General features: G+C 72.3%; 20 protein-coding genes. 11 read left to right on the forward strand and 9 right to left on the reverse strand.

The features are described 5' to 3' along the window. The first annotated feature begins 48 nt into the window (after nucleotides 1-48). Nucleotides 49-1,035: an ATP-binding protein gene (locus B073_RS0102485; protein ID WP_018536511.1), complete on the forward strand. Its 987-nt coding sequence runs from the start codon at nucleotides 49-51 to the stop codon at nucleotides 1,033-1,035. On the opposite strand, the gene B073_RS0102490 is transcribed toward B073_RS0102485, so the two are convergent. Next, nucleotides 1,016-2,287, reverse strand: coding sequence for a hypothetical protein (locus B073_RS0102490; RefSeq protein ID WP_018536512.1), 1,272 nt, complete (start codon nucleotides 2,285-2,287; stop codon nucleotides 1,016-1,018). The two genes, B073_RS0102485 and B073_RS0102490, sit on opposite strands and share 20 nt — an antisense overlap. A 320-nt stretch (nucleotides 2,288-2,607) precedes the next feature. On the opposite strand from B073_RS0102490, the gene B073_RS0102495 reads away from it, so the two are divergent. The 6 genes from B073_RS0102495 to B073_RS47505 all read left to right on the forward strand — a co-directional run bounded on the left by B073_RS0102495 (nucleotide 2,608) and on the right by B073_RS47505 (nucleotide 10,725). Then, nucleotides 2,608-4,923 (forward strand): SulP family inorganic anion transporter, encoded by a 2,316-nt coding sequence (locus B073_RS0102495; RefSeq protein WP_018536513.1) that lies wholly within the window; start codon nucleotides 2,608-2,610, stop codon nucleotides 4,921-4,923. 149 nt (nucleotides 4,924-5,072) lie between these two features. After that, entirely contained in the window at nucleotides 5,073-7,058 is a 1,986-nt protein-coding gene (gene acs, locus B073_RS0102500; RefSeq protein ID WP_026246981.1) for an acetate--CoA ligase, read from the forward strand. 336 nt (nucleotides 7,059-7,394) lie between these two features. After that, nucleotides 7,395-8,747: a Na+/H+ antiporter NhaA gene (gene nhaA, locus B073_RS0102505; RefSeq protein WP_234024984.1), complete on the forward strand. Its 1,353-nt coding sequence runs from the start codon at nucleotides 7,395-7,397 to the stop codon at nucleotides 8,745-8,747. A gap of 44 nt (nucleotides 8,748-8,791) precedes the next feature. Next, the gene (locus B073_RS0102510) at nucleotides 8,792-9,250 is read left to right on the forward strand and encodes a phage holin family protein (protein WP_018536516.1); all 459 of its coding nucleotides are present in this window, start codon (nucleotides 8,792-8,794) and stop codon (nucleotides 9,248-9,250) included. Beyond that, on the forward strand, nucleotides 9,247-10,176 hold the full coding sequence (locus tag B073_RS0102515; protein ID WP_018536517.1) for an alpha/beta fold hydrolase: 930 nt from the start codon (nucleotides 9,247-9,249) through the stop codon (nucleotides 10,174-10,176). Before B073_RS0102510 ends, B073_RS0102515 begins: the two co-directional genes overlap by 4 nt. A gap of 351 nt (nucleotides 10,177-10,527) precedes the next feature. Continuing rightward, entirely contained in the window at nucleotides 10,528-10,725 is a 198-nt protein-coding gene (locus B073_RS47505; protein ID WP_078507859.1) for a hypothetical protein, read from the forward strand. A 77-nt stretch (nucleotides 10,726-10,802) separates the two neighbouring features. Here B073_RS47505 and B073_RS0102520 read toward each other — a convergent pair whose 3' ends face one another. The 3 genes from B073_RS0102520 to nth form a co-directional block, all read right to left on the reverse strand. Then, complete coding sequence (locus B073_RS0102520) at nucleotides 10,803-12,002, reverse strand: MarP family serine protease (RefSeq protein WP_018536518.1); 1,200 nt, start codon at nucleotides 12,000-12,002, stop codon at nucleotides 10,803-10,805. A 13-nt stretch (nucleotides 12,003-12,015) separates the two neighbouring features. Next, on the reverse strand, nucleotides 12,016-12,741 hold the full coding sequence (locus tag B073_RS0102525; protein ID WP_018536519.1) for an NUDIX hydrolase: 726 nt from the start codon (nucleotides 12,739-12,741) through the stop codon (nucleotides 12,016-12,018). A 98-nt stretch (nucleotides 12,742-12,839) separates the two neighbouring features. Further along, nucleotides 12,840-13,805 carry an endonuclease III gene (gene nth, locus B073_RS0102530; protein ID WP_026246982.1) on the reverse strand — a complete coding sequence of 322 codons (966 nt, stop codon included), beginning with the start codon at nucleotides 13,803-13,805 and terminating at the stop codon, nucleotides 12,840-12,842. Between the two features lie 382 nt (nucleotides 13,806-14,187). Here nth and B073_RS0102535 point away from each other — a divergent pair, with 382 nt between their 5' ends. Further along, nucleotides 14,188-14,862, forward strand: coding sequence for a Crp/Fnr family transcriptional regulator (locus B073_RS0102535; protein ID WP_003981529.1), 675 nt, complete (start codon nucleotides 14,188-14,190; stop codon nucleotides 14,860-14,862). Between the two features lie 146 nt (nucleotides 14,863-15,008). Then, complete coding sequence (locus B073_RS0102540; RefSeq protein ID WP_018536522.1) at nucleotides 15,009-15,845, forward strand: nucleotidyltransferase domain-containing protein; 837 nt, start codon at nucleotides 15,009-15,011, stop codon at nucleotides 15,843-15,845. Between the two features lie 191 nt (nucleotides 15,846-16,036). Here the strand turns inward: B073_RS0102540 and B073_RS0102545 are convergent, their stop codons facing one another. The 4 genes from B073_RS0102545 to B073_RS45120 form a co-directional block, all read right to left on the reverse strand. Beyond that, on the reverse strand, nucleotides 16,037-16,867 hold the full coding sequence (locus B073_RS0102545; protein WP_018536523.1) for an MBL fold metallo-hydrolase: 831 nt from the start codon (nucleotides 16,865-16,867) through the stop codon (nucleotides 16,037-16,039). After that, on the reverse strand, nucleotides 16,864-17,769 hold the full coding sequence (locus tag B073_RS0102550; protein WP_018536524.1) for an NUDIX hydrolase: 906 nt from the start codon (nucleotides 17,767-17,769) through the stop codon (nucleotides 16,864-16,866). Before B073_RS0102550 ends, B073_RS0102545 begins: the two co-directional genes overlap by 4 nt. Nucleotides 17,770-17,873: 104 nt before the next feature. Next, on the reverse strand, nucleotides 17,874-18,338 hold the full coding sequence (locus tag B073_RS0102555) for a RidA family protein (RefSeq protein WP_018536525.1): 465 nt from the start codon (nucleotides 18,336-18,338) through the stop codon (nucleotides 17,874-17,876). Beyond that, nucleotides 18,335-18,493, reverse strand: coding sequence for a DUF4177 domain-containing protein (locus B073_RS45120; protein WP_003967454.1), 159 nt, complete (start codon nucleotides 18,491-18,493; stop codon nucleotides 18,335-18,337). The genes B073_RS0102555 and B073_RS45120 overlap by 4 nt, the downstream gene beginning before the upstream one ends. A 153-nt stretch (nucleotides 18,494-18,646) precedes the next feature. Between B073_RS45120 and B073_RS0102565 the strand changes: the two genes are divergently transcribed. Together B073_RS0102565 and B073_RS0102570 are read left to right on the forward strand one after the other, a co-directional pair. Beyond that, nucleotides 18,647-19,624: an ArsA family ATPase gene (locus B073_RS0102565; protein ID WP_018536526.1), complete on the forward strand. Its 978-nt coding sequence runs from the start codon at nucleotides 18,647-18,649 to the stop codon at nucleotides 19,622-19,624. Continuing rightward, entirely contained in the window at nucleotides 19,621-21,000 is a 1,380-nt protein-coding gene (locus B073_RS0102570) for an ArsA family ATPase (protein ID WP_018536527.1), read from the forward strand. Before B073_RS0102565 ends, B073_RS0102570 begins: the two co-directional genes overlap by 4 nt. A gap of 77 nt (nucleotides 21,001-21,077) precedes the next feature. On the opposite strand, the gene B073_RS0102575 is transcribed toward B073_RS0102570, so the two are convergent. Beyond that, nucleotides 21,078-21,422: a WhiB family transcriptional regulator gene (locus B073_RS0102575; RefSeq protein WP_026246983.1), complete on the reverse strand. Its 345-nt coding sequence runs from the start codon at nucleotides 21,420-21,422 to the stop codon at nucleotides 21,078-21,080. Nucleotides 21,423-21,729 lie beyond the last annotated feature (307 nt).

The following is a 21,729-nucleotide window of genomic DNA, read 5'->3' on the forward strand; positions in this document are numbered from 1 at the left end:
TCACGTAAACCACCCGCCGAGAGGTTGGCCACACCTAGCCTGCCGAACATGAAGATCGCTTTCGTAGGCAAGGGCGGCAGCGGCAAGACCACGCTGTCCTCGCTGTTCATCCGGCATCTCGCCGCGTCCCGGATCCCCGTCGTCGCGGTGGACGCCGATATCAACCAGCATCTGGGCGTCGCGCTCGGCATGGACGAGGCGGAGGCCGCCGCGCTGCCCGCGATGGGCGCTCATCTCCCGTTGATCAAGGACTACTTGCGCGGCGGCAACCCCCGTATCCCGTCCGCGGACACGATGATCAAAACGACCCCGCCCGGCGAGGGATCGCGGCTGCTGCGGCTCTGCGAGGACAACCCGGTCTACGAGACCTGCGCGCGGGCCGTGGGCCTGGACGACGGGGCGGTGCGGCTGATGGCCACCGGCCCGTTCACCGAGGCCGACCTGGGCGTGGCCTGCTACCACTCCAAGGTGGGTGCGGTCGAGCTGTGCCTGAACCACCTCGTCGACGGCCGCGGGGAGTACGTCGTCGTCGACATGACCGCCGGATCGGACTCCTTCGCGTCCGGGATGTTCACCCGCTTCGACATGACCTTCCTGGTCGCCGAGCCGACCCGTAAGGGCGTCGCGGTCTACCGCCAGTACAAGGAGTACGCACAGGACTTCGGCGTCCCGTTGAAGGTCGTCGGCAACAAGGTCCAGGGGCCTGACGACCTGGCGTTCCTGCGCGCCGAGGTGGGCGAGGACCTGCTGGTGTGCGTCGGCCACTCCGACTGGGTGCGGGCCATGGAGAAGGGCCGCCCGGCCCCCTTCGCCTTCCTGGAGGAGGCCAACCGCCGCGCCCTGGAGACCCTGTACGACACCGCCGACGCCTCCTATGAGCGCCGCGACTGGGAGCGCTACACACGCCAGATGGTGCACTTCCACCTGAAGAACGCGGAGAGCTGGGGCAACGCCAAGACGGGAGCCGACCTGGCCGCGCAGGTCGACCCCGCCTTCGTGCTCTTCGAGGGGGCCGCTACTCCGCAACCGGCGTGATCCGGGCGGCCGGCGCCGGGCCGGACGCCCCCGGTTTCCCGGAGAGGTACGCCGCCCAGCCGTCCTCCGGCGCCCGGCCCACCGGCAGATCCTGGAGCCTGGCCAGCACCTCGGGGTCCTGCGCGTCCAGCCAGTCGCTCAACTGCTTGAAGCTGACACAGCGCACGCCCGCACGGGGGCAGATCTCCTTGATCGCCTCCTCGACGGCCTTCATGTACGTGCCGCCGTTCCAGGACTCGAAGTGGTCGCCGACGAAGAGCGGGGCGCGGTTGCCCTCGTAGGTGCGCTCGAAGGCGTCCAGGATGCCGTCGCGCATCTGCCGGCCCCAGGTGTCGTACATCGCGCGGTTGCCACGGGTGCCGCCGGACTGGTTGGCCAGGAAGTTGTAGTCCATCGAGAGGGCCTCGAAGCCGCGGCCGGGGAACGGTATCTCCTGGAGCGGGAAGTTCCAGATGCCGTCGATCTTGTGCGGCCAGACCTGGAGCCCGCCCGCCGAACTGGCGTCGTAGCGGAAGCCCATCTCCTTGGCCGCGGGTATCAGGTTGTGCTGCCCCTCCAGACAGGGGGCGCGGCCGCCGACCAGTTCCTTGGCGTAGTCGAAGGGGAGCGGCGGCTCGTTCTTGAGGCCCGAGTTGGTCTTCCAGTTCCGGACGAACCACACGGCCTGCCGTATCTCGCTGCGCCAGTCCTCCGGAGTCCATCTGCCGACCCCGTTGCGGCCGCAGAAGTGGCCGTTGAAGTGGGTGCCTATCTCGTTGCCGTCCTCCCAGGCGCCGCGCATCTGGGCCACGGTGGCCTTGATCCCCCGGATGTCGTTGAAGCCTATGGCCGAGGAGCCGACCGGGTGGCGGGGCGGTGCGTAGAGCCCGGCCTTCTCGCTGGGGAGCAGGTAGATGCCGCTGAGGAAGTACGTCATCGTCGCGCCGTACTTCTTGCCGACGGCACGGAAGTGGGAGAAGAGTTTCTGGCCGTCCTCGCCGGCGCCGTCCCAGGAGAAGACCACGAACTGCGGTGGCCGGCCGCCCGCCTTGAGCCGCGCGGGCCGCGGCTGGTGGGGCTGCGCCCCGGTGTAGGCGGTGGAGCCGTCGCCTATCAGGCGGAGCGGGCGGGCCGCGGGGACTTCTGCGGGCTCCGCGCGTCCCTTGGCCGTGCTCTGCCGCGGCCCGCCCTGGGCCGCCGCGGAGCAGCCGGCTATCGCCGCCAGTGCCACCGCCGCCGCGATGCGGACCGTCGTCTTCGATATGACGGTCATCAGCCACCTCATTCCTGGTGCGCAGTGCACCATGTGGGTTATCAGGACGAACCTGAGGAATCGCCTATATCCATTGACGGGTGGCCAAAAGAGCACGACGAAAGTCGTTTTATTCACTCGATAGGTGGAATGGCTGCGCCATACACCCCAAAAGCCTTCTCACAGCCTTTACGCGTCATTACGATTCATTTACCGATGCTTGAGAGTCACCGGACCGTCACCCACCGCGACGCCCGCCGGCCGGCTCGCTCCCGCCGCAGTACACCGCCGCCCCGCGGTCGCTTTCCGACGCCGACCGCGCCGCCCCGGAGGAGACGGGAATGTCGCAGATCCAGAAGTCGCCGCAGCCGCCGACCGGGCTGCCGCCCGAGCCCGCGCCGCCCCCCGCGGCCGCACCGCTTGAGGCAGCCGGCGCGGCCTGGCGGGGGGACCTCGCCGCCTCGGCCGTGCTCTTCCTGCTGGCCGTGCCGCTGTCCCTGGGCATCGCCCTGGCCACCGGCGCCCCGCTCCAGTCCGGGCTGGTCGCCTCGGCCGTCGGCGGGATCGTCGCCGGGCTGCTGGGCGGCGCGCCGCTCCAGGTGACCGGCGCCGCCACCGGCCTCCTGGTGGTCACCGCCGACCTCGTCCAGCGCTACGGCTGGCGCGCCACCTGCCTGATCACGGTCCTGGCCGGACTCGCCCAACTCGCCCTCGGGGCGCTGCGGGTGGCGCGCGCGGCGCTCGCCGTCAGCCCCGCGATCGTGCACGGCATGCTCGCCGGCATCGGCGTCACCATCGCCATCGGGCAGCTCCATGTGGTGCTCGGCGGCCGTCCCGACAGCTCGGCCGTCGAAAACGCCGCCGCGCTGCCCGGCCAGCTGGCGCACCCGCACACCACCGCGCTGCTGATCGGGGCCGTCACGGTCGCCGTCCTGGTCGGCTGGCCGCGGCTGCCGGGGCGCGCCGGGCGCCTGGCGCGGCTGCTGCCGGCCCCGCTGGCCGCGGTGCTGGCGGCGACGGCGGTCAGTGCGGGGACGGCGGTGCCGCGCGTCGAGCTGCCCTCCTGGCGCCTGCCGGAGCCGCCCGTGCTGCCCGACGCCTCGCTGGCGGCCCTCGCCACGGCGGTGCTGACGGTCACCCTCGTCGCCAGTATGGAGTCGCTGCTGTCCGCGGTGGCCGTGGACCGGCTGGCCGCCGAGCGCCCCGGCACTCCCCCGGGGCGGCCGCAGCTCAACCGCGAACTGGCCGGTCAGGGCCTGGCCAACGTCGTCTCCGGCCTTCTGGGCGGCCTGCCGGTCTCCGGCGGGGCGATCCGCGGTTCGGCCAATGTGCGGGCCGGTGCGGTCACCCGCCGGGCGACCGTGCTGCACGGCGTCTGGGTGCTGCTCTGCGCGGGTCTGCTGGCCGGGGTGCTGGAGCTGATCCCGCTGGCCGCGCTGGCCGCCCTGGTGATGGTCGTCGGCGTCCGGATGGTCAGCTTCGCGCACCTGCGGCATGTGCAGCGGCACCGCGAGTTCCCGGTGTACGCGGCCACGTCGGGCGCCGTGGTGCTCTTCGGGGTGCTGCCGGGCGTCCTGACGGGCATCGCGGTCGGGATCTTCCTGGCGTTGCGGCGGCTGACCCACACCCGTATCCAGGTGACGGAGGAGTCCGGCCGCCATCGAGTGTGCGTCAGCGGGCAGTTGACCTTCCTGGCGGTGCCGCGGCTGACCCGGCACCTGGCGCAGGTCCCGCCGGCCACCGACGCCGTCGTGGAGCTGTGCGGGTCGTTCATGGACCACGCCGCCTACGAGGCGCTGCAGTCCTGGGCGGCCACCCATCGGGCGGCCGGAGGATCGGTGGCCCTCGGGGGCCGCTCGGGCCGGCCGCTCGCCGAGCCGGTCAGTGCGCACTCCTGCCGGCCGTGGACGCCGTGGCGCAACCACCACTGCACCCGTCCTGCCGCGGACCGCACGGCCGGCCACCGGAGCGGCGGCCAACTCCTGGGCGGCGTCAGCGCGTTCCAGCGGTACACCGCCCCGTTGGTGCGCGAGGAGCTGGCCCGGCTGGCACGGGAGGGCCAGCGTCCCACCCAGCTCTTCCTGACCTGCGCCGACTCCCGGCTGGTGACGAGCATGATCACGTCGAGTGGGCCGGGCGACCTGTTCACCGTGCGCAACGTCGGCAATCTGATGCCGCCGCCCGGCTCGGACGCCTCCTGCGACTCCGTGGCCGCCGCGGTCGAGTACGCGGTGGAGGTGCTGCGGGTGGAGTCCATCACCGTCTGCGGGCACTCGGGCTGCGGCGCCATGGCGGCACTGCTCGACGCGGCCGGCTCCCCGCCGCCGTCCGACGAGGCCACCCCGCTCGCCCGCTGGCTGCGGCACGGCCGCCCGAGCCTGGCCCGGATGGCCCGGATCGGGCGGCTGGGCAGGGGCGAAGTCGCCTTCGCCGAGCGGCCGGTGGCCGACGACCAGGAGCGGCTGGCGCTCGTCAACGTCCGGCAGCAGCTCGACCACCTGCGGGCACACCCGTGCGTCGCCCGCCGCACGGCCGAGGGCACGCTCACCCTGCACGGCATGTACTTCCACGTGGCCGAGGCACAGGCGTACCTGCTGGACGAGCGCAGCGGACGGTTCCGCGCGGTGCGCGCCGACGTCCCGGCAGTCGGCGTCTGACCTGCGCGGCAGCACCCGAACAGCGGTACCGGCGACGGGATTCGGACAGGTCTACACCAATAGTTGTCCACAGCCCTTGTCAGGGTCGGCCGCGGGCTGATGAGCTATGGCCCGGGGACACATCGCACGCCCTGGGAATGGGAGATGTCGTGAGCAACGAGAGCCTGGCCAACCTCTTGAAGGAGGAGCGGCGGTTCGCGCCGCCCGCCGAGCTGGCCGCGAACGCCAACGTCACGGCCGCCGCGTACGAAGAGGCCGCGGCGGACCGGCTGGGCTTCTGGGCCGCGCAGGCCAAACGCCTGACCTGGGAGACCGAGCCCACCGAGACCCTCGACTGGTCCAATCCGCCGTTCGCGAAGTGGTTCGCCGACGGCAAGCTCAACGTCGCCTACAACTGCGTGGACCGCCACGTGGAGAACGGCCTCGGCGACCGCGTCGCGATCCACTTCGAGGGCGAGCCGGGCGACAGCCGCGCGATCACCTACGCCGAGCTCCAGCGCGAGGTGTCGAAGGCCGCCAACGCCCTGACGGAGCTGGGCGTCCGGGCCGGCGACCGGGTCGCCATCTATCTGCCGATGATCCCGGAGGCGGTGATCTCCATGCTGGCCTGCGCCCGGCTGGGCGCGCCGCACTCCGTCGTCTTCGGCGGCTTCTCCGCGGACGCGCTGGCGACGCGGATCGACGACGCCGACGCCCGCGTGGTCATCACCGCCGACGGCGGCTACCGCCGCGGCAAGCCCTCCGCCCTCAAGCCGGCGGTGGACGAGGCGCTGACGAAGCCCGGCACGGAGCACGTCCGCAGCGTGCTGGTCGTCCGCCGCACCGGCCAGGAGGTCGGCTGGACCGAGGGCCGCGACGTGTGGTGGCACGACGTCGTCGAGCGGCAGAGCGAGCAGCACACCCCCGAGGCGTTCGACGCCGAGCACCCGCTGTTCATCCTCTACACCTCCGGGACGACGGGTAAGCCCAAGGGCATCCTGCACACCACCGGCGGCTATCTCACCCAGGTCTCGTACACCCACCACGCGGTCTTCGACCTGAAGCCGGAGACGGACGTCTTCTGGTGCACCGCCGACGTCGGCTGGGTGACGGGCCACTCGTACATCACCTACGGCCCGCTCTCCAACGGCGCCACCGAGGTGCTCTACGAAGGCACCCCGGACACCCCGCACCAGGGCCGCTGGTGGGAGATCGTCCAGAAGTACGGCGTGACGATCCTGTACACCGCGCCGACGGCGATCCGGGCCTGCATGAAGTGGGGCGAGGACATCCCGGCGAAGTTCGACCTGTCGTCGCTGCGCCTGCTGGGGTCGGTGGGCGAGCCGATCAACCCCGAGGCGTGGATCTGGTACCGCAAGCACATCGGGGCGGACAAGGCACCGATCGTCGACACCTGGTGGCAGACCGAGACCGGCGCGATGATGCTGACCCCGCTGCCGGGCGTGACGGAGACCAAGCCCGGCTCGGCGCAGCGCCCGCTGCCCGGCATCTCGGCCACGGTGGTGGACGACGAGGCCCACGAGGTGCCCGACGGCGGTGGCGGCTATCTCGTCCTGACCGAGCCCTGGCCGGCGATGCTGCGCACCATCTGGGGCGACGACCAGCGCTACCTGGACACCTACTGGTCCCGTTTCGAGGGCACCTACTTCGCCGGCGACGGCGCGAAGAAGGACGAGGACGGCGACATCTGGCTGCTGGGCCGGGTGGACGACGTGATGCTGGTCTCCGGCCACAACATCTCCACCACCGAGGTGGAGTCCGCGCTGGTCTCCCACCCGAAGGTGGCCGAGGCCGCGGTGGTGGGCGCCACCGACCCGCAGACGACCCAGGCCATCTGCGCCTTCGTCATCCTGCGCGGCGGCGCCGCCGCGACGGCGACATCATCCGCCGAGGCGGAGGGGGGCCTCGTCGACGAGCTGCGCGCCCATGTCGCCCAGCAGCTCGGCCCGATCGCCAAGCCCAAGCGGATCCTGCCGGTCGCGGAGCTGCCCAAGACCCGCTCCGGCAAGATCATGCGGCGCCTGCTGCGCGACGTCGCGGAGAACCGCACCCTCGGGGACGTCACCACGCTCACCGACTCCTCCGTCATGGAGCTGATCCAGTCGAAGCTGCCGAGCGCGCCGAGCGAGGACTGAGGCACCGGGTGGGGCCTGCCGCGACGGCGGCGGGCCCCGCCCCGCGCACGGAACGGAGGGGGCACCGGGCCATCGCGGCCGGGTGCCCCCTCCGGCATGCCCGGGCACCTGCGCCGGCGCCTCCTCCGGCGGCCCGCCGCCCGAAATGCCCGTAAAGTAATGCCCACGCATCAACCGCTTGCACCCACCCGTTAGGGTTAAGGGGACGTCAACAAGACGCCAAGAAACTCTGGGTGCGCCGGGAAGTCTGGTCGGCAACTGCTAAAGCCGTTCTCAGCTGCCGGAGGTCATCGCGTGACTGCGCCCAGCAACCGCCGTTCCATATTCCTCGGCCGGATGCCGCTGCCGGAGCGGAACTTCATCGCCGACGCACTGCGCACCGAAACCGTCGGCGGGGTGCTCCTCCTCGTCGCCGCCATCGCCGCCCTGATCTGGGCCAACACGCTCGGCGGCAGCTACGAGGCGGTCCGCGGCCTGCACCTCGGCCCGGCCTCGCTCGGCCTGGACCTCTCCCTCCAGCACTGGGCCGCCAACGGCCTGCTCGCGGTCTTCTTCTTCGTCGCCGGCATCGAGCTCAAGCGCGAACTGGTCGCCGGCGAACTCCGCGACCCCAAGGCCGCCGCCCTCCCGGTGATCGCCGCGATCTGCGGTATGGCGACCCCCGCCCTCGTCTACTTCGCCGTCAACGCCGCCGGCGGCGGCTCGCTCGGCGGCTGGGCGGTCCCCACCGCCACCGACATCGCCTTCGCCCTCGCCGTCCTCGCGGTCATCGGCACCTCCCTGCCGTCCGCGCTGCGCGCCTTCCTGCTCACCCTCGCCGTCGTCGACGACCTCTTCGCGATCCTGATCATCGCGGTCTTCTTCACCTCGAAGCTGAACTTCCTCGCCCTCGGCCTGGCCGTCGCCGGCCTGGTGCTCTTCTACGTCCTGCTGCGCCTCGGCGTCCGCGGCTGGTACGTCTACGTCCCGCTCGGCGTGGTGATCTGGGCCCTGATGGAGAACAGCGGAGTGCACGCCACCATCGCCGGCGTCGCGATGGGCCTGATGCTGCGCTGCCACCGCCGCGACGGCGAGCGGCAGTCCCCCGGCGAGCACATCGAGCACCTGGTCCGGCCGCTGTCGGCGGGGCTGGCGGTGCCGCTGTTCGCGCTCTTCTCCGCGGGCGTGTCCATATCCGGCGGCGCGGTCCGCGACGTCTTCACCCGGCCGGAGACGCTCGGCGTCGTCCTCGGCCTGATAGTCGGCAAGGCGGTGGGCATCTTCGGCGGCACCTGGTGCACCGCCCGCTTCACCAGGGCCCAGCTCAACCCCGACCTGAAGTGGCCGGACGTCTTCGGCGTCGCCGCCCTGGCCGGCATCGGCTTCACCGTCTCGCTGCTGATCGGTGAACTGGCCTTCGCCGGCGACCCGGTCCTGACCGACGAGATCAAGGCCGCGGTGCTGATCGGCTCGCTGCTCGCCGCCGTCTTCGCCGGCATCCTCCTGAAGGTCCGCAACAACAAGTACCGGCGCCTGTGCGACGAGGAGGAGCGCGACGAGGACCAGGACGGCATCCCCGACGTCTACGAACAGGACCGGCCCGAGTACCACCTGCGGATGGCCGCGATCCACGAGGCGAAGGCCGCGGAACACCGCCGGCTGGCCGAAATGGCCGCCGGGGCCCGGTCCGGGGACGATGGTCCGGCATGATCTGAGAGGCTTTGCATCCAGGCGAAGAGAAGAGGGAGACGGCGATGAGTTCAGCCGACGACGGTGCGGACCGCAGCCTCGGGCAGCTGGTGGCCACGGCGACCGCCGAGATGTCCGCGCTGGTGCACGACGAGATCGCACTGGCCAAGGCGGAACTCCGGCAGGACGCCAAGCGGGCGGGCATCGGCAGTGCCGCGTTCCTCGTAGCGGGCGTACTGGCACTGTTCGCGCTGCCGGTGCTGAGTTTCGCGGCGGCCTACGGCATCCACAACCTCGGCCTCGGGCTGGCCTGGTCCTTCCTGATCGTGGGCGGCGCCTTCCTGGTCGTCGCCGCGCTGCTGATCCTGATCGCGGTGGCCAAGATGAAGAAGATCAAGAAGCCGGAGAAGTCGATCGCCTCCGCCAAGCAGACCGCCGCGGTGCTCCAGAAGGCCAAGCCGCACCCGCGGTCGACCGCGGCTGACCACCCGGTCCTGGAGTCTGTGACACGCTCGTCGGTATGACAGCCCCTGACAGCACCGCCTCGGTCGTGCGGCTCGCTCTCCCGGGCGGGCAAGAGCTCACGCACCGGGACGTCGCGGCCAACGGCGCGCGCTTCCACATCGCCGAGCTGGGCGACGGGCCCCTCGTGCTGCTGCTGCACGGCTTCCCGCAGTTCTGGTGGACCTGGCGGCACCAACTGCCCGCACTGGCCGACGCCGGCTTCCGCGCCGTCGCCATGGACCTGCGCGGGGTCGGCGGCAGCGACCGCACCCCGCGTGGCTACGACCCCGCCAACCTCGCCCTGGACATCACCGGCGTCATCCGCTCCCTGGGCGAGGCGGACGCCGCACTGGTCGGGCACGATCTGGGCGGCTATCTCGCCTGGACGGCGGCGGCGATGCGGCCCAAGCTGGTGCGCCGGCTCGCGGTCTCCTCGATGCCGCACCCGCGGCGCTGGCGGGCCGCGATGCTCGCCGACGGCCGCCGCAGCTCGCACGTCTGGAGCTTCCAGCGGCCCTGGCTGCCGGAGCGCCGGCTCACCGCGGACGACGCGGAGCTGGTGGGCCGCATGATCCGCGACTGGTCCGGGCCCCGGCTCCCCGAGGACGAGACCGTCGAGATCTACCGGCGGGCGATGGCCATCCCGTCGACGGCGCACTGCTCGATCGAACCGTACCGCTGGATGGTGCGCTCGATGGCCCGCCCCGACGGCCTCCAGTTCAACCGCCGGATGAAGAAGCCCGTACGGGTCCCCACCCTGCATCTGCACGGCTCACTGGACCCGGTGATGCGCACCCGCAGCGCCGCCGGCTCCGGCGAGTACGTCGAGGCCCCCTACCGCTGGCGGCTCTTCGACGGCCTGGGCCACTGGCCGCACGAGGAGGACCCCGCGGCCTTCTCCACCGAGCTGATCAACTGGCTCAAGGACCCGGAACCGGACCGCTGAGCGGCGAACGCACCTCGGCCGGGGGTCCGGGGGTCGCCCCCGGGCAGGCACAGTAACTGGCTCAAGGACCCGGAACCGGACCGCTGAGCGACGAACACACCTCGGCCGGGGGTCCGGGGGTCGCCCCCGGGCAGGCACAGTAACTGGCTCAAGGACCCGGAACCGGACCGCTGACACCCCTGCCCCGCCGGCCCCGCGCCACCGGTCCCGCGCCCTCCCCACACGGTCACCGGCCCGCCCCACCGCGCCATGCGAACATCCGTCTACCGAACAGCCAATTGCCTCCCGCATAGGCCAATTGGCCCTCTCCCAGGCGGTTACGGACCTTGGGCCACGGGCAGAGTCGAGGGTATGGGCTGGACGCACGACCACCGTGACGTGGCACGCAACCGCCGCAGCAGTGCCGCTGCAGTGGGGACGCAGGACAGGGGCGCCTCGGATCTCGGATCCGGTGGCTCCACCGACCCGGCGCACCCGATGGGCATCCCCCGCATCCTGCGCCGCAGAGCGCGCTGGATGAGCGCCCGGCTGCGGCATTCCCGCAGCTGACCCCGCGCGCTCCCGGCGCCCGGCCGCCGGGCCGCGTCCCGTCCACAGCGGATCGGTGCGCGGCCCCGCACCCGGCCTCAGATCGCGCACCCCTGGGTGTCGACCTGCCGGCTCGCGGCCCGCCCCCGGACGGCGTCCGTGCGCACCTCGTCCGCCGTCAGCGCGTAGCCGGTGTGGGCGTCGTCCCGCGACTTGGCGAAGACCACGCCGTAGACCTCGCCCTGAGGGGTGAGCAGCGGGCCGCCGGAGTTGCCCTCGCGGACCGTGGCGAAGAGCGAGTAGACGTCGCGGCCGACGGTGCCCCGCTGGTAGATGTCCGCGCCGTCCGCCTGGATGCGGCCGCGGACCCGGGCCGGGCGGACGTCGTAGCCGCCGTTCTCCGGGAAGCCGGCGACGATGGCGCTCTTGCCGCTGACGGCGTCCTTCGGGGCGAACTTCAGCACCGGGGCGCGCAGTTGCGGGACGTCCAGCACCGCGATGTCGCGCTGCCAGTCGTAGAGCACGACCTTGGCGTCCACCGGGAGCCCCTGGCCGCCCACCTGGACGGTGGGGTCGCTGACGCCGCCGACGACATGGGCGTTGGTCATCACCCGGTGCGGCGCGAAGACGAAGCCGGTGCCCTCGAGGATCTTGCCGCAGCTGGGCGCCCGTCCGACGATCTTGACGATGCTGCGCCGGGCTTCCGCGGCGACCGGGCTGTCGGCCAGCGCCGGGTCCGGCGGGCGGACCGGCTTGATCGGTTCGTTGGCGAACGGCGTGAAGACCTGCGGGAAGCCGTTCTGCGCCAGCACCGCGAAGAAGTCCTTGAACCAGGTGTTGGCCTCCTGCGGCATGATCTCGGACACCCCGAGCAGCACCTTGGAGTTGCGGACCTCCTTGCTGAACGTCGGCAGGGACGTCTGCGCCAGGGCGGCGCCGATCAGCCAGGCGACCACCAGCATCGCCAGGACGTTGACCAGCGCCCCGCCGGTCGCGTCCAGCGCCCGCGCCGGGGTCCAGGTGATGTGGCGGCGGAGTTTGTTGCCGAGGTGGGTGGTGAGTGCCTGGCCCACCGAGGCGCAGACGATCACGATGGCGACCGCCGCGATCACCGCGAAGGTGCCCGGTTTGGCATCGTCGGTGACCCCGTTCCAGATCACCGGCAGTACATAGACCGCGATCAGACCTCCCCCGAGGAAGCCGATCACGGACAGGATGCCGACGAGGAAGCCTTGCCGGTAACCGACGATCGCGAACCACACGGCCGCGACCAGCAGCAGGATGTCCAGGACGTTCACGCCGGACACCGTCTCACGAGCGCCAGTCGAGCGGGACCTGCTTGTCGCGGTCCCATGGGATCTCCCAGCCCGCGTAGTGCAGGATCCGGTCGATCACTCCGGCGGTGAAACCCCAGACCAGCGCGTCCTCGACGAGGAAGGCGGGGCCCACGTGGCCGCTGGGGTGACGCGTGGTGACCCGGTGCGCGGGGTCCGTGAGATCCGCCACCGGGACGGTGAAGACCCGGGCGGTCTCCCCCTGATCCACCGCGCCCACCGGGCTCGGCACCCGCCACCACCCCAGCACGGGCGTCACGACGAAACCGCTGACGGGGATGTAGAGCCGCGGCAGCACCCCGAAGACCTGGACGCCGGAGGGATCCAGTCCGGTCTCCTCCTGGGCCTCGCGCAGCGCCGCGCGGACCGGACCCGGCCCCTCCGGATCGCCGTCCTGCGGATCGAGCGAGCCACCGGGGAAGGAGGGCTGGCCGGCGTGCGAGCGCAGGGTGCCGGCGCGCTCCATCAGGAGCAGCTCGGGCCCTCGGGCGCCGTGCCCGAAGAGGATCAGTACGGCGGACTGCCGGCCGCCGTGCTCCGGCGGCAGAAAGCGGCTGAGCTGGCGCGGCTCCACCGTGGCGGCCGCACGGGCCACCGGGCCCAGCCACTCGGGCAGGCCCTCGCTCGTCACCGCGGCCTCCCGCCCGGCCGCCGCCGAGCGGGTGTCCGTCGTCTCGCCGTACTGCTCCCGTGCACTCGTCATCCGCGCCCCCTTGAGGCTTACGTCGATGGTCGGTCCCCCTGGAGTCCTGCGCGCCCCGGGGCCCGTCCGGCGATCAGACCGGACGGGCCCTCGCGGCCCTACGAGGCCGCCAGCGGCGGCGCGGGCCGCCCCGGATAGTCGGCCGGCGGCTTCAGACGCTGCCCGGGCTGACCGCCCAGCTCGTACTTGAGCAACTTCTTCGCCTTCTCCGGGTCGGTCTCGCCCTCGCCGTACGAGGGGCACAGCGGGGCGATCGGGCAGGCGCCGCAGGCGGGCTTGCGGGAGTGGCAGACGCGGCGGCCGTGGAAGACCACGCGGTGCGAGAGCATCGTCCACTCGCTCTTCGGGAAGATCTCGGCGACGTCGGCCTCGACCTTCTCGGCGTCCTGCGCGGTCGTCCAACCGAAGCGGCGGGCCAGCCGCCCGAAGTGGGTGTCCACGGTGATGCCGGGGACACCGAAGGCATTGCCCAGCACCACATTGGCGGTCTTGCGGCCGACGCCGGGGAGGGTGACCAGGTCTTCCAGGCGGCCCGGCACCTCGCCGCCGAAGCGGTCGCGCAGCGCGGTGGACAGGCCGATCAGGGACTTCGCCTTGGCGCGGAAGAAACCGGTGGGGCGGATCAGCTCCTCCAGCTGCTCCGGGGGCATGGCGGCCATGTCCTCGGGCGTGGGGCAGACCGCGAAGAGGCGGGGGGTGGTCTGGTTGACCCGCAGGTCGGTGGTCTGGGCGGAGAGGACCGTGGCGACCAGCAGCTCGAAGGGGTTGGTGAAGTCCAGCTCGGGGTGAGCGTACGGATACAGCTCGGCGAGCTCGCGGTTGATCCGCCGGGCCCGGCGCACCATCGCGACCCGGGACTCGGGCTTACGGGCGGCGGCCTTCTGGACAGCGGTCTTCGCGGCGGTGGCCTTGGTGGTGGCGGCCTTGGTGGCGGCAGCCCTGGCGGGGGTCTTCTTCGCCGCCGTCTCCTTCGCCGCCACTGTCTTCTTCGCCGCAGTCGTCTTCTTCGCCGCCTTCTTGGCCACGGTCTTCTGTACCGCCGGCTTCGCGGGGGTCTCCTTCACGGCCGCCTCCTTCGCCTCGGAGTGCGACGCGCCGGACGCGGGCGCCGTCGGCTGCCGCCCGGTCGTCACCCCAGGGGACGATTTGTTACTTTTGTCGGTATTCGAGGCGCGTGCGGGCGGCTGTTCGCCCACAGCGGAATCGCGCTGTGCGCTCACTCTGTCGGCCCCCAGTCCTCTGCTCTCACCGGCGTATTGGACACTCGGCCAGACTAAGGCCACCCACTGACATCCGACCCGATCACCAGGATTCGTGACCCCAATCGGACCCCTGCCGTATGGCTTGGGCCACGGGTCCGGCAAACTTGTGATTGATCGCACTGTTTTGCATTCCGGCATGATGGGGACCACAGTCCTCCGGAGCATGTCGACAAGGAGAGAACTCGTGGACGACGTTCTGCGGCGCGCCCCGCTCTTCGCGGCGCTCGACGACGAGCAGGCGGCCGAGCTTCGCGCCTCGATGGGAGAGGTCACGCTCGCCCGCGGCGACGCCCTGTTCCACGAAGGGGACCCGGGCGACCGCCTGTACGTGGTCACCGAAGGCAAGGTGAAGCTTCACCGCACCTCCCCCGACGGCCGCGAGAACATGCTGGCCGTCCTCGGTCCCGGCGAGCTCATCGGCGAACTGTCCCTCTTCGACCCCGGACCGCGTACGGCCACGGCCACCGCGCTCACCGAGGTCAAGCTGCTCGGCCTGGGCCACGGCGACCTCCAGCCCTGGCTGAACGCCCGCCCCGAGGTGGCCACCGCCCTGCTGCGCGCGGTCGCCCGCCGGCTGCGCAAGACCAACGACCAGATGTCCGACCTGGTCTTCTCGGACGTACCGGGCCGTGTGGCGCGCGCCCTCCTGGACCTCTCGCGCCGCTTCGGCGTGCAGTCCGAGGAAGGCATCCACGTGGTGCACGACCTCACCCAGGAGGAGCTGGCCCAGCTGGTCGGCGCCTCCCGCGAGACCGTCAACAAGGCCCTCGCGGACTTCGCGGGCCGCGGCTGGCTGCGCCTGGAGGCGCGCGCCGTGATCCTGCTGGACGTCGAACGGCTGGCCAAGCGCTCGCGCTGACCCCCGCGTCCGTCGCGACCACCGCGACCATCCCAAGGGCCCTGCTCCGGCGGGGCCCTTGGGGTATCCGGGGTATCCGGGACACGTCGGCCGACCGCCGGTAATCGGCTCGCGGCCCGCCGCTACGGCGCCCCATAGTGGGCGCCATGACGAGCGGCGGTGAATCCGGAGGCAAGGGCCTCGACCAGGACGGATGTTTCGTACGGGAAGGCTCCCTGGAGCGGGTGCCCGCGCCGTTCGCGCCCGTCGTCGCGGGGCTGACCGACCGGCTGACCGGCCACTTCCCGCCCGGCAGGGTGCTCAGCGCCTACCTCTACGGCAGCATCCCGCGCGGCACCGCCGTCCCCGGGGTCTCCGACCTCGACGCCCTGCTCGTCCTACGGGGCGACGGGCCCGCCGACGCCGACCGGGCCGCCGCCCGCGCCGTCGAGGCGGAGCTGGACGCCGCCTTCCCGCAGATCGACGGCGCCGGCATCCTGCTGATCAGCGAGGACCGGCTGCTCGGCGAGGCGGAGCGGTACGACGGCGCGTGGTTCGTGGCCTGCCTGTGCACACCGCTCAGCGGGCCGGACGTGACCGCGGCGCTGCCCCGTTACCGGCCCACCTCGCTCCTCGCCCGGGAGACCAACGGCGATCTCCACCGCCGGCTGCCCGGCATGCGCGAGCGGGCCGCCGCGGCCACCGCCCCCGAGGAGCGCGCCCGGCTCACCCGTGGGGTCACCCGGCACCTCGTGCGCACCGGATTCACCCTCGTCATGCCGCGCTGGAACGGCTGGACCAGCGATCTCGCCGAGTCCGCCGCGGTATTCGGGCACTACTACCCGGCGCACGCCGAGCAGATGCGCGCCGCGGCCCGCGCCGCCCGCGACCCCGCCGCGTATCCCGGTCTCCTCGATGACCTGCTGACCGGCCTCGCGCCCTGGCTGGCCGACGAATACCTCGCCGTCCACGGGGCGAAGGCCCTCCCGCCACAAGGGGACTGACACACCCGCAGGCCCCCGGGGCCGACGCTGAGGCCGCGCCCTGGCACGCCGGCACGCGCACTCCCACAGACGGCCCCACCGGCCCCATCGAATCCACCGGACCCATCGGACTCAGTAGACCCACCGGACCCACAGCCGAACGCGCCGAACGCGCCGAACAGCAGGCCGGGCCCCGACGACAGGCCCCGGCCCTAGATCAGCCCGTGCTCGCCCAGGTACTCCAGCTGGGCCCGCACCGACAGTTCGGCCGCCGGCCACAGGGAGCGGTCGACGTCCGCGTACACGTTCGCCACGACCTCGGCGGCGCTCCGGTGGCCGGCCTCCACCGCGGTCTCCACCTGGGCGAGCCGGTGCGCCCGGTGCGCCAGATAGAACTCCACCGCCCCCTGGGCGTCGTTCAGCACCGGCCCGTGGCCGGGGAGGACCGTCGCGACCCCGTCGTCCACGGTGAGCGAGCGCAACCGGCGCAGGGAGTCCAGGTAGTCGCCCAGCCGCCCGTCGGGGTGCGCGACCACGGTCGTGCCGCGCCCCAGGATCGTGTCGCCCGTCAGGACGGCCTGGTCGGCGGGCAGATGGAAGCAGAGCGAGTCCGCGGTGTGCCCCGGGGTGGGCACCACCCGCAGCTCCAGGCCCCCGGTGGTGATGACGTCGCCCGCGCCGAGCCCCTCGTCCCCCAGGCGCAGCGCCGGGTCGAGCGCCCGTACGGGGCTGCCGGTCAGCTCGGCGAACCGGACGGCGCCGTCGGCGTGGTCCGGGTGCCCGTGGGTGAGCAGCGTCAACGCGACCCGGTGACCAGCCCGTTCGGCGGTGTCGACGACGGCCCGGAGGTGGCTCTCGTCGAGCGGTCCGGGGTCGATGACGACGGCCAGTCCGGAGTCCGGCTCGGCGACGATCCAGGTGTTGGTGCCGTCCAGCGTCATCGCGGACGGGTTCGGGGCCAGGACGCAGTGCGCGCGGGGGGTGGCCTGTCCCGAGATGACGCCACCGCGGGGCTGTCCGGGGAGAGCGGCTGCGTCGGTCATGCGGAAGGTCCTCCCGAGGGCCCCGCGGGGCCGTCGTCCGTCGTCGCGATGTGCTTGGTGAACTCGTCGTGCCCCGGCCAGCTCAGCACGATCTCGCCGTCCACGAGGCGGGCGCGGGCCAGCACCGGCGTCAGGTCCTGCGCCCCGGCGGCGGCGAGCGCCTCGGCGACGCCTGCGTACGGCTGGAGGGCGCGCAGCGTGGAGATCGTCGGCGGCATCATCAGCAGCTCGCCGCGGTCGTAGCGGGCCGCGGCCTCCTCCGGGCGGATCCACACCGTGCGGTCCGCCTCCGTGGAGACGTCGAGGGTGCGCTGGCCCTCCGGGAGCGCGGCGACGAAGAAGAACGTGTCGTAGCGGCGCGGTTCGAACTCCGGGGTGATCCAGCGCGCCCAGGCGGCCAGCAGGTCGGAGCGGAGCACCAGGCCGCGGCGGGCCAGGAAGTCGGCGAAGGACAGCTCGTGGGCGACCAGCGCGGCGCGGTCGGCGGCCCAGTCGTCGCCGGTGGTGTCCGCGACGACCGTGGTGGCCGAGTCGCCGGCCAGCAGCACCCCGGATTCCTCGAAGGTCTCGCGCACCGCGGCGCAGACGATGGCCTGCGCGGCGGACGGGTCGACGCCCAGCCGCACCGCCCACGCGGCGCGCGAGGGGCCCGCCCACCCCACGGGGCGCTCGTCACGGGGATCGACGGAACCGCCCGGATAGGCGTACGCGCCTCCGGCGAAGGCCATGGAGGCGCGTCTGCGCAGCATGTGGACGACAGGGCCGCCGTGGTCGGTGTCCCGCAGCAGCAGGACCGTCGCGGCCCGCCGGGGGGCGGGCGGCGTCAGTTCGCCGTTCGTCAGGGCCCGGATGCGGGCCGGCCAGTCCGGCGGGAACCACTGGCCGTTCGTCGTCGACGCCATGGCCGGATGCTATGCGCTCGCGTGCGGATGTTCGAGGGGCCCTCCGCAGAGGAGGGCCCGATCCGGACGCGGGCACCGCATGTCCACCGGCCTTCGCGGCCCGTTCAGCCGGCGATCTCGACCTGGATCTCGACCTCGACCGGGGCGTCGATCGGCAGCACCGCCACGCCCACCGCGGAGCGGGCGTGCACGCCCTTGTCGCCCAGGATCTCGCCGAGCAGCTCGCTGGCACCGTTGACTACGCCCGGCTGGCCGGTGAAGTCGGGCGCGGAGGCGACGAAGCCGACGACCTTCACCACCCGGACGATCCTGTCGAGGTCGCCGACGACGGACTTCACGGCGGCCAGCGCGTTGAGCGCGCAGGTCGCGGCGAGTTCCTTGGCCTGCTCGGGGCTGACCTCGGCGCCGACCTTGCCGGTGGCCGGCAGCGCGCCGTCCACCATGGGCAGCTGGCCGGAGGTGAAGACGTACGAGCCGGAGCGCACCGCGGGCTGGTAGGAGGCCAGCGGCGGCACGACCTGCGGCAGTTTCAGGCCGAGCGACGCGATCCGGTCCTCTACGGCACTCACGCCTTCTCCCGCTTCAGGTAGGCCACCAGCTGCTCGGGGTTGTTCGGGCCCGGCACGACCTGGACCAGCTCCCAGCCGTCCTCGCCCCAGGTGTCCAGAATCTGCTTCGTCGCGTGCACGAGGAGCGGCACGGTCGCGTATTCCCACTTGGTCATGGGCCGAGCGTAATGCCTGTCCCGGGGCCTCCGGAGCCGCGACCCCTAGGGCACATCCCCGATCGTTCCCCTGACGGTGCCCGGGCGGATCTCCGGGTGCTCCCAGGCGTATCCCGTGCGTGAGCCGGACGCGGACTGGTTAGGCTCCTTGCCGTGAGCAGGCTCCATGTCGTCAGCGGCAAGGGCGGCACCGGCAAGACCACGGTCGCCGCTGCCCTCGCCCTCGCCCTGGCCACCGAGGGACGACGCACCCTCCTGGTCGAGGTCGAGGGCCGGCAGGGCATTGCCCAGCTGTTCGAGACCGAAGCGCTCCCCTACGAGGAGCGGAAGATCGCGGTGGCCCCCGGGGGCGGCGAGGTGCACGCCCTGGCCATCGACGCCGAGCGCGCCCTGCTGGACTACCTCCAGATGTTCTACAAACTCGGCTCCGCCGGCCGCGCCCTGAAAAAGCTCGGCGCGATCGACTTCGCCACCACCATCGCCCCCGGCCTGCGGGACGTCCTGCTGACCGGCAAGGCGTGCGAGGCCGTCCGCCGCAAGGACCGAAGCGGCGCGTTCGTCTACGACGCGGTCGTGATGGACGCCCCGCCCACCGGCCGCGTCACCCGCTTCCTGAACGTCAACGACGAGGTCGCCGGCCTGGCCAAGATCGGCCCGATCCACAATCAGGCACAGGCCGTGATGCGGGTCCTGAAGTCCCCCGAGACGGCGGTGCACCTGGTGACGCTCCTGGAGGAGATGCCCGTCCAGGAGACCGCCGACGGCATTGCCGAGCTGCGCGAGGCCGGCATCCCGGTCGGCGGCGTCGTGATCAACATGACCCGCCCCGCCCTGCTGGACAACGGCGATCTGGAGGTCGCCGCCCGCGGCGCCCGGACCGGCATCGCCAAGGCCCTCTCCCAGGCCGGCCTGGGCGGCGCCCGCCGCGGCGGCGGCGCGGAGCGCCTGATCGACCCCCTGCTGGAGCAGGCGCGCGAGCACGCCGAGCGGGTCGAGCTGGAGCGCGCCCAGCACGCCGAGCTGACCGCCCTCGGCCTGCCCACCTACGAGCTGGGGCTGCTCCCCGAGGGAGTGGACCTCGCCGGGCTCTACGGCCTGGCCAGAGACCTGCGGAAACAGGGGCCCATATGACCTCCGACGACCATCCGACGCTGGACGCCTCGGCCCCGTGGCTGGAGGTCGACGCCCTGCTCGACGACCCGCGCACCCGCATCGTGGTGTGCTGCGGCTCGGGCGGCGTGGGCAAGACCACCACCGCCGCGGCGCTGGGGGTGCGCGCCGCCGAGCGCGGCCGCAAGGTCGTGGTGCTGACGATCGACCCGGCCCGCCGCCTGGCCCAGTCGATGGGCATCTCCGAGCTCGACAACGTCCCCCGCCGGGTCAAGGGCGTCGACGAGACCGCCGGCGGCGAACTCCACGCGATGATGCTGGACATGAAGCGCACCTTCGACGAGATCGTCGAGGGCCACGCGGACGCCGAGCGGGCCCGCGCCATCCTGGAGAACCCGTTCTACCAGTCCCTGTCGGCCGGTTTCGCCGGTACGCAGGAGTACATGGCGATGGAGAAGCTGGGCCAGCTCCGCGCCGGCGACGAGTGGGATTTGATCGTCGTGGACACCCCGCCCAGTCGCTCCGCGCTGGACTTCCTGGACGCACCCAAGCGGCTGGGCTCCTTCCTGGACGGCAAGTTCATCCGGGTCCTGATGGCGCCGGCGAAGGTCGGCGGCCGGGCCGGCATGAAGTTCCTCAACGTCGGCATGTCGATGATGACCGGCACCCTCAGCAAGCTGATGGGCGGCCAACTCCTCCGCGACGTGCAGACGTTCGTGGCCGCGATGGACACCATGTTCGGCGGTTTCCGCACCCGCGCCGACGCCACCTACCGCCTGCTCCAGGCGCCCGGCACGGCCTTCCTCGTGGTCGCCGCGCCGGAGCGGGACGCGCTGCGCGAGGCGGCGTACTTCGTCGAGCGGCTGGCCGCCGAGCAGATGCCGCTGGCCGGTCTGGTGCTCAACCGCGTGCACGGCAGCGGCGCGGCCCAGCTCAGCGCGGAGCGCGCGCTGGCCGCCGCGGAGGCGCTCACGGAGGACCTCCCCGCCCGCACACCGGACGACGACGCCCCCAACTCCCCGTCCCACGAGGCCGATTCGGCTTCCGTGGAAAATACGGAAAATCTTGGGACGGACGGCATTATGGATCTGTCCGGCGGGAAGACTGCCTCACGTAACCCCGGCGGCCACTCCCCCGCCGCCGCGGCGCATGCGGCATCCCCTTCTGCCCCGGCGGCGCAACTCGCCGCCGGACTCCTGCGCCTGCACGCGGAACGCATGCAGGTCCTGGCGCGCGAACGGCGCACCCGCGACCGCTTCACCGCACTGCACCCGGAGGTGCCGGTGGCGGAGGTCGCCGCGCTGCCCGGCGACGTCCACGACCTCGCGGGCCTGCGCGCGATCGGCGACCGCCTGGCGCTGTGCCCGGGCACGGCCGACGACCGAGCCGGCGACTGAGCCGACGACCGACCTGCGCCGGACCGGCGTTCCACGCACGACGGCCGACGACGTACGGATCCACCCGCCGGGCGGGCCTATCCGACCGCCGCGTACGCGTCGTCGAAGGCGTCGTCCGAGCAGTCCACCGGCAACAGGCCCGTGCTGCGCTCGTATTCCGTCCGCGCCGTCTCCAACAGCCGGCGCCATGACGTGACCGTCGGGCGGCGGCGCAGCAGCGCCCTCCGCTCGCGTTCCGTCATCCCGCCCCACACGCCGAACTCCACCCGGTTGTCCAGGGCGTCGGCGAGGCACTCCGTGCGCACCGGACACCCGGTGCACACCGCCTTGGCGCGGTTCTGCGCCGCCCCCTGCACGAATAGTTCATCCGGATCGGTAGTGCGGCAGGCTGCCTGTGCACTCCAGTCGGTTACCCAGCCCATGCTGGCGCCGTCCTCTCCCGAATCGAGGCTCCCCCACGGCGGCAAACGGCATATTCACCGTTGCCAGTTGAGGACGTTACGGAAGGCGGGCAGGGCGCAACACCCCCTTCGGGCCCAATCTTGAATGGCCCGAACGGACTATGCGTACGCGGCAGATCACCCAACGGAGTGACCGTGCGACATACGTCACTTCCCTCCCAAGCGGGACACTTCGCCGCGACGGCCAGGGATTTCTGGCGCACAGCGGACATGTGGGACAGCGCCCACGCGGGGAGTAGGGGTTGACGAACCGAGGCAGAACCGTTCC

The organism is Streptomyces sp. MspMP-M5, from assembly GCF_000373585.1.
Classification (GTDB): Bacteria; Actinomycetota; Actinomycetes; order Streptomycetales; family Streptomycetaceae; genus Streptomyces.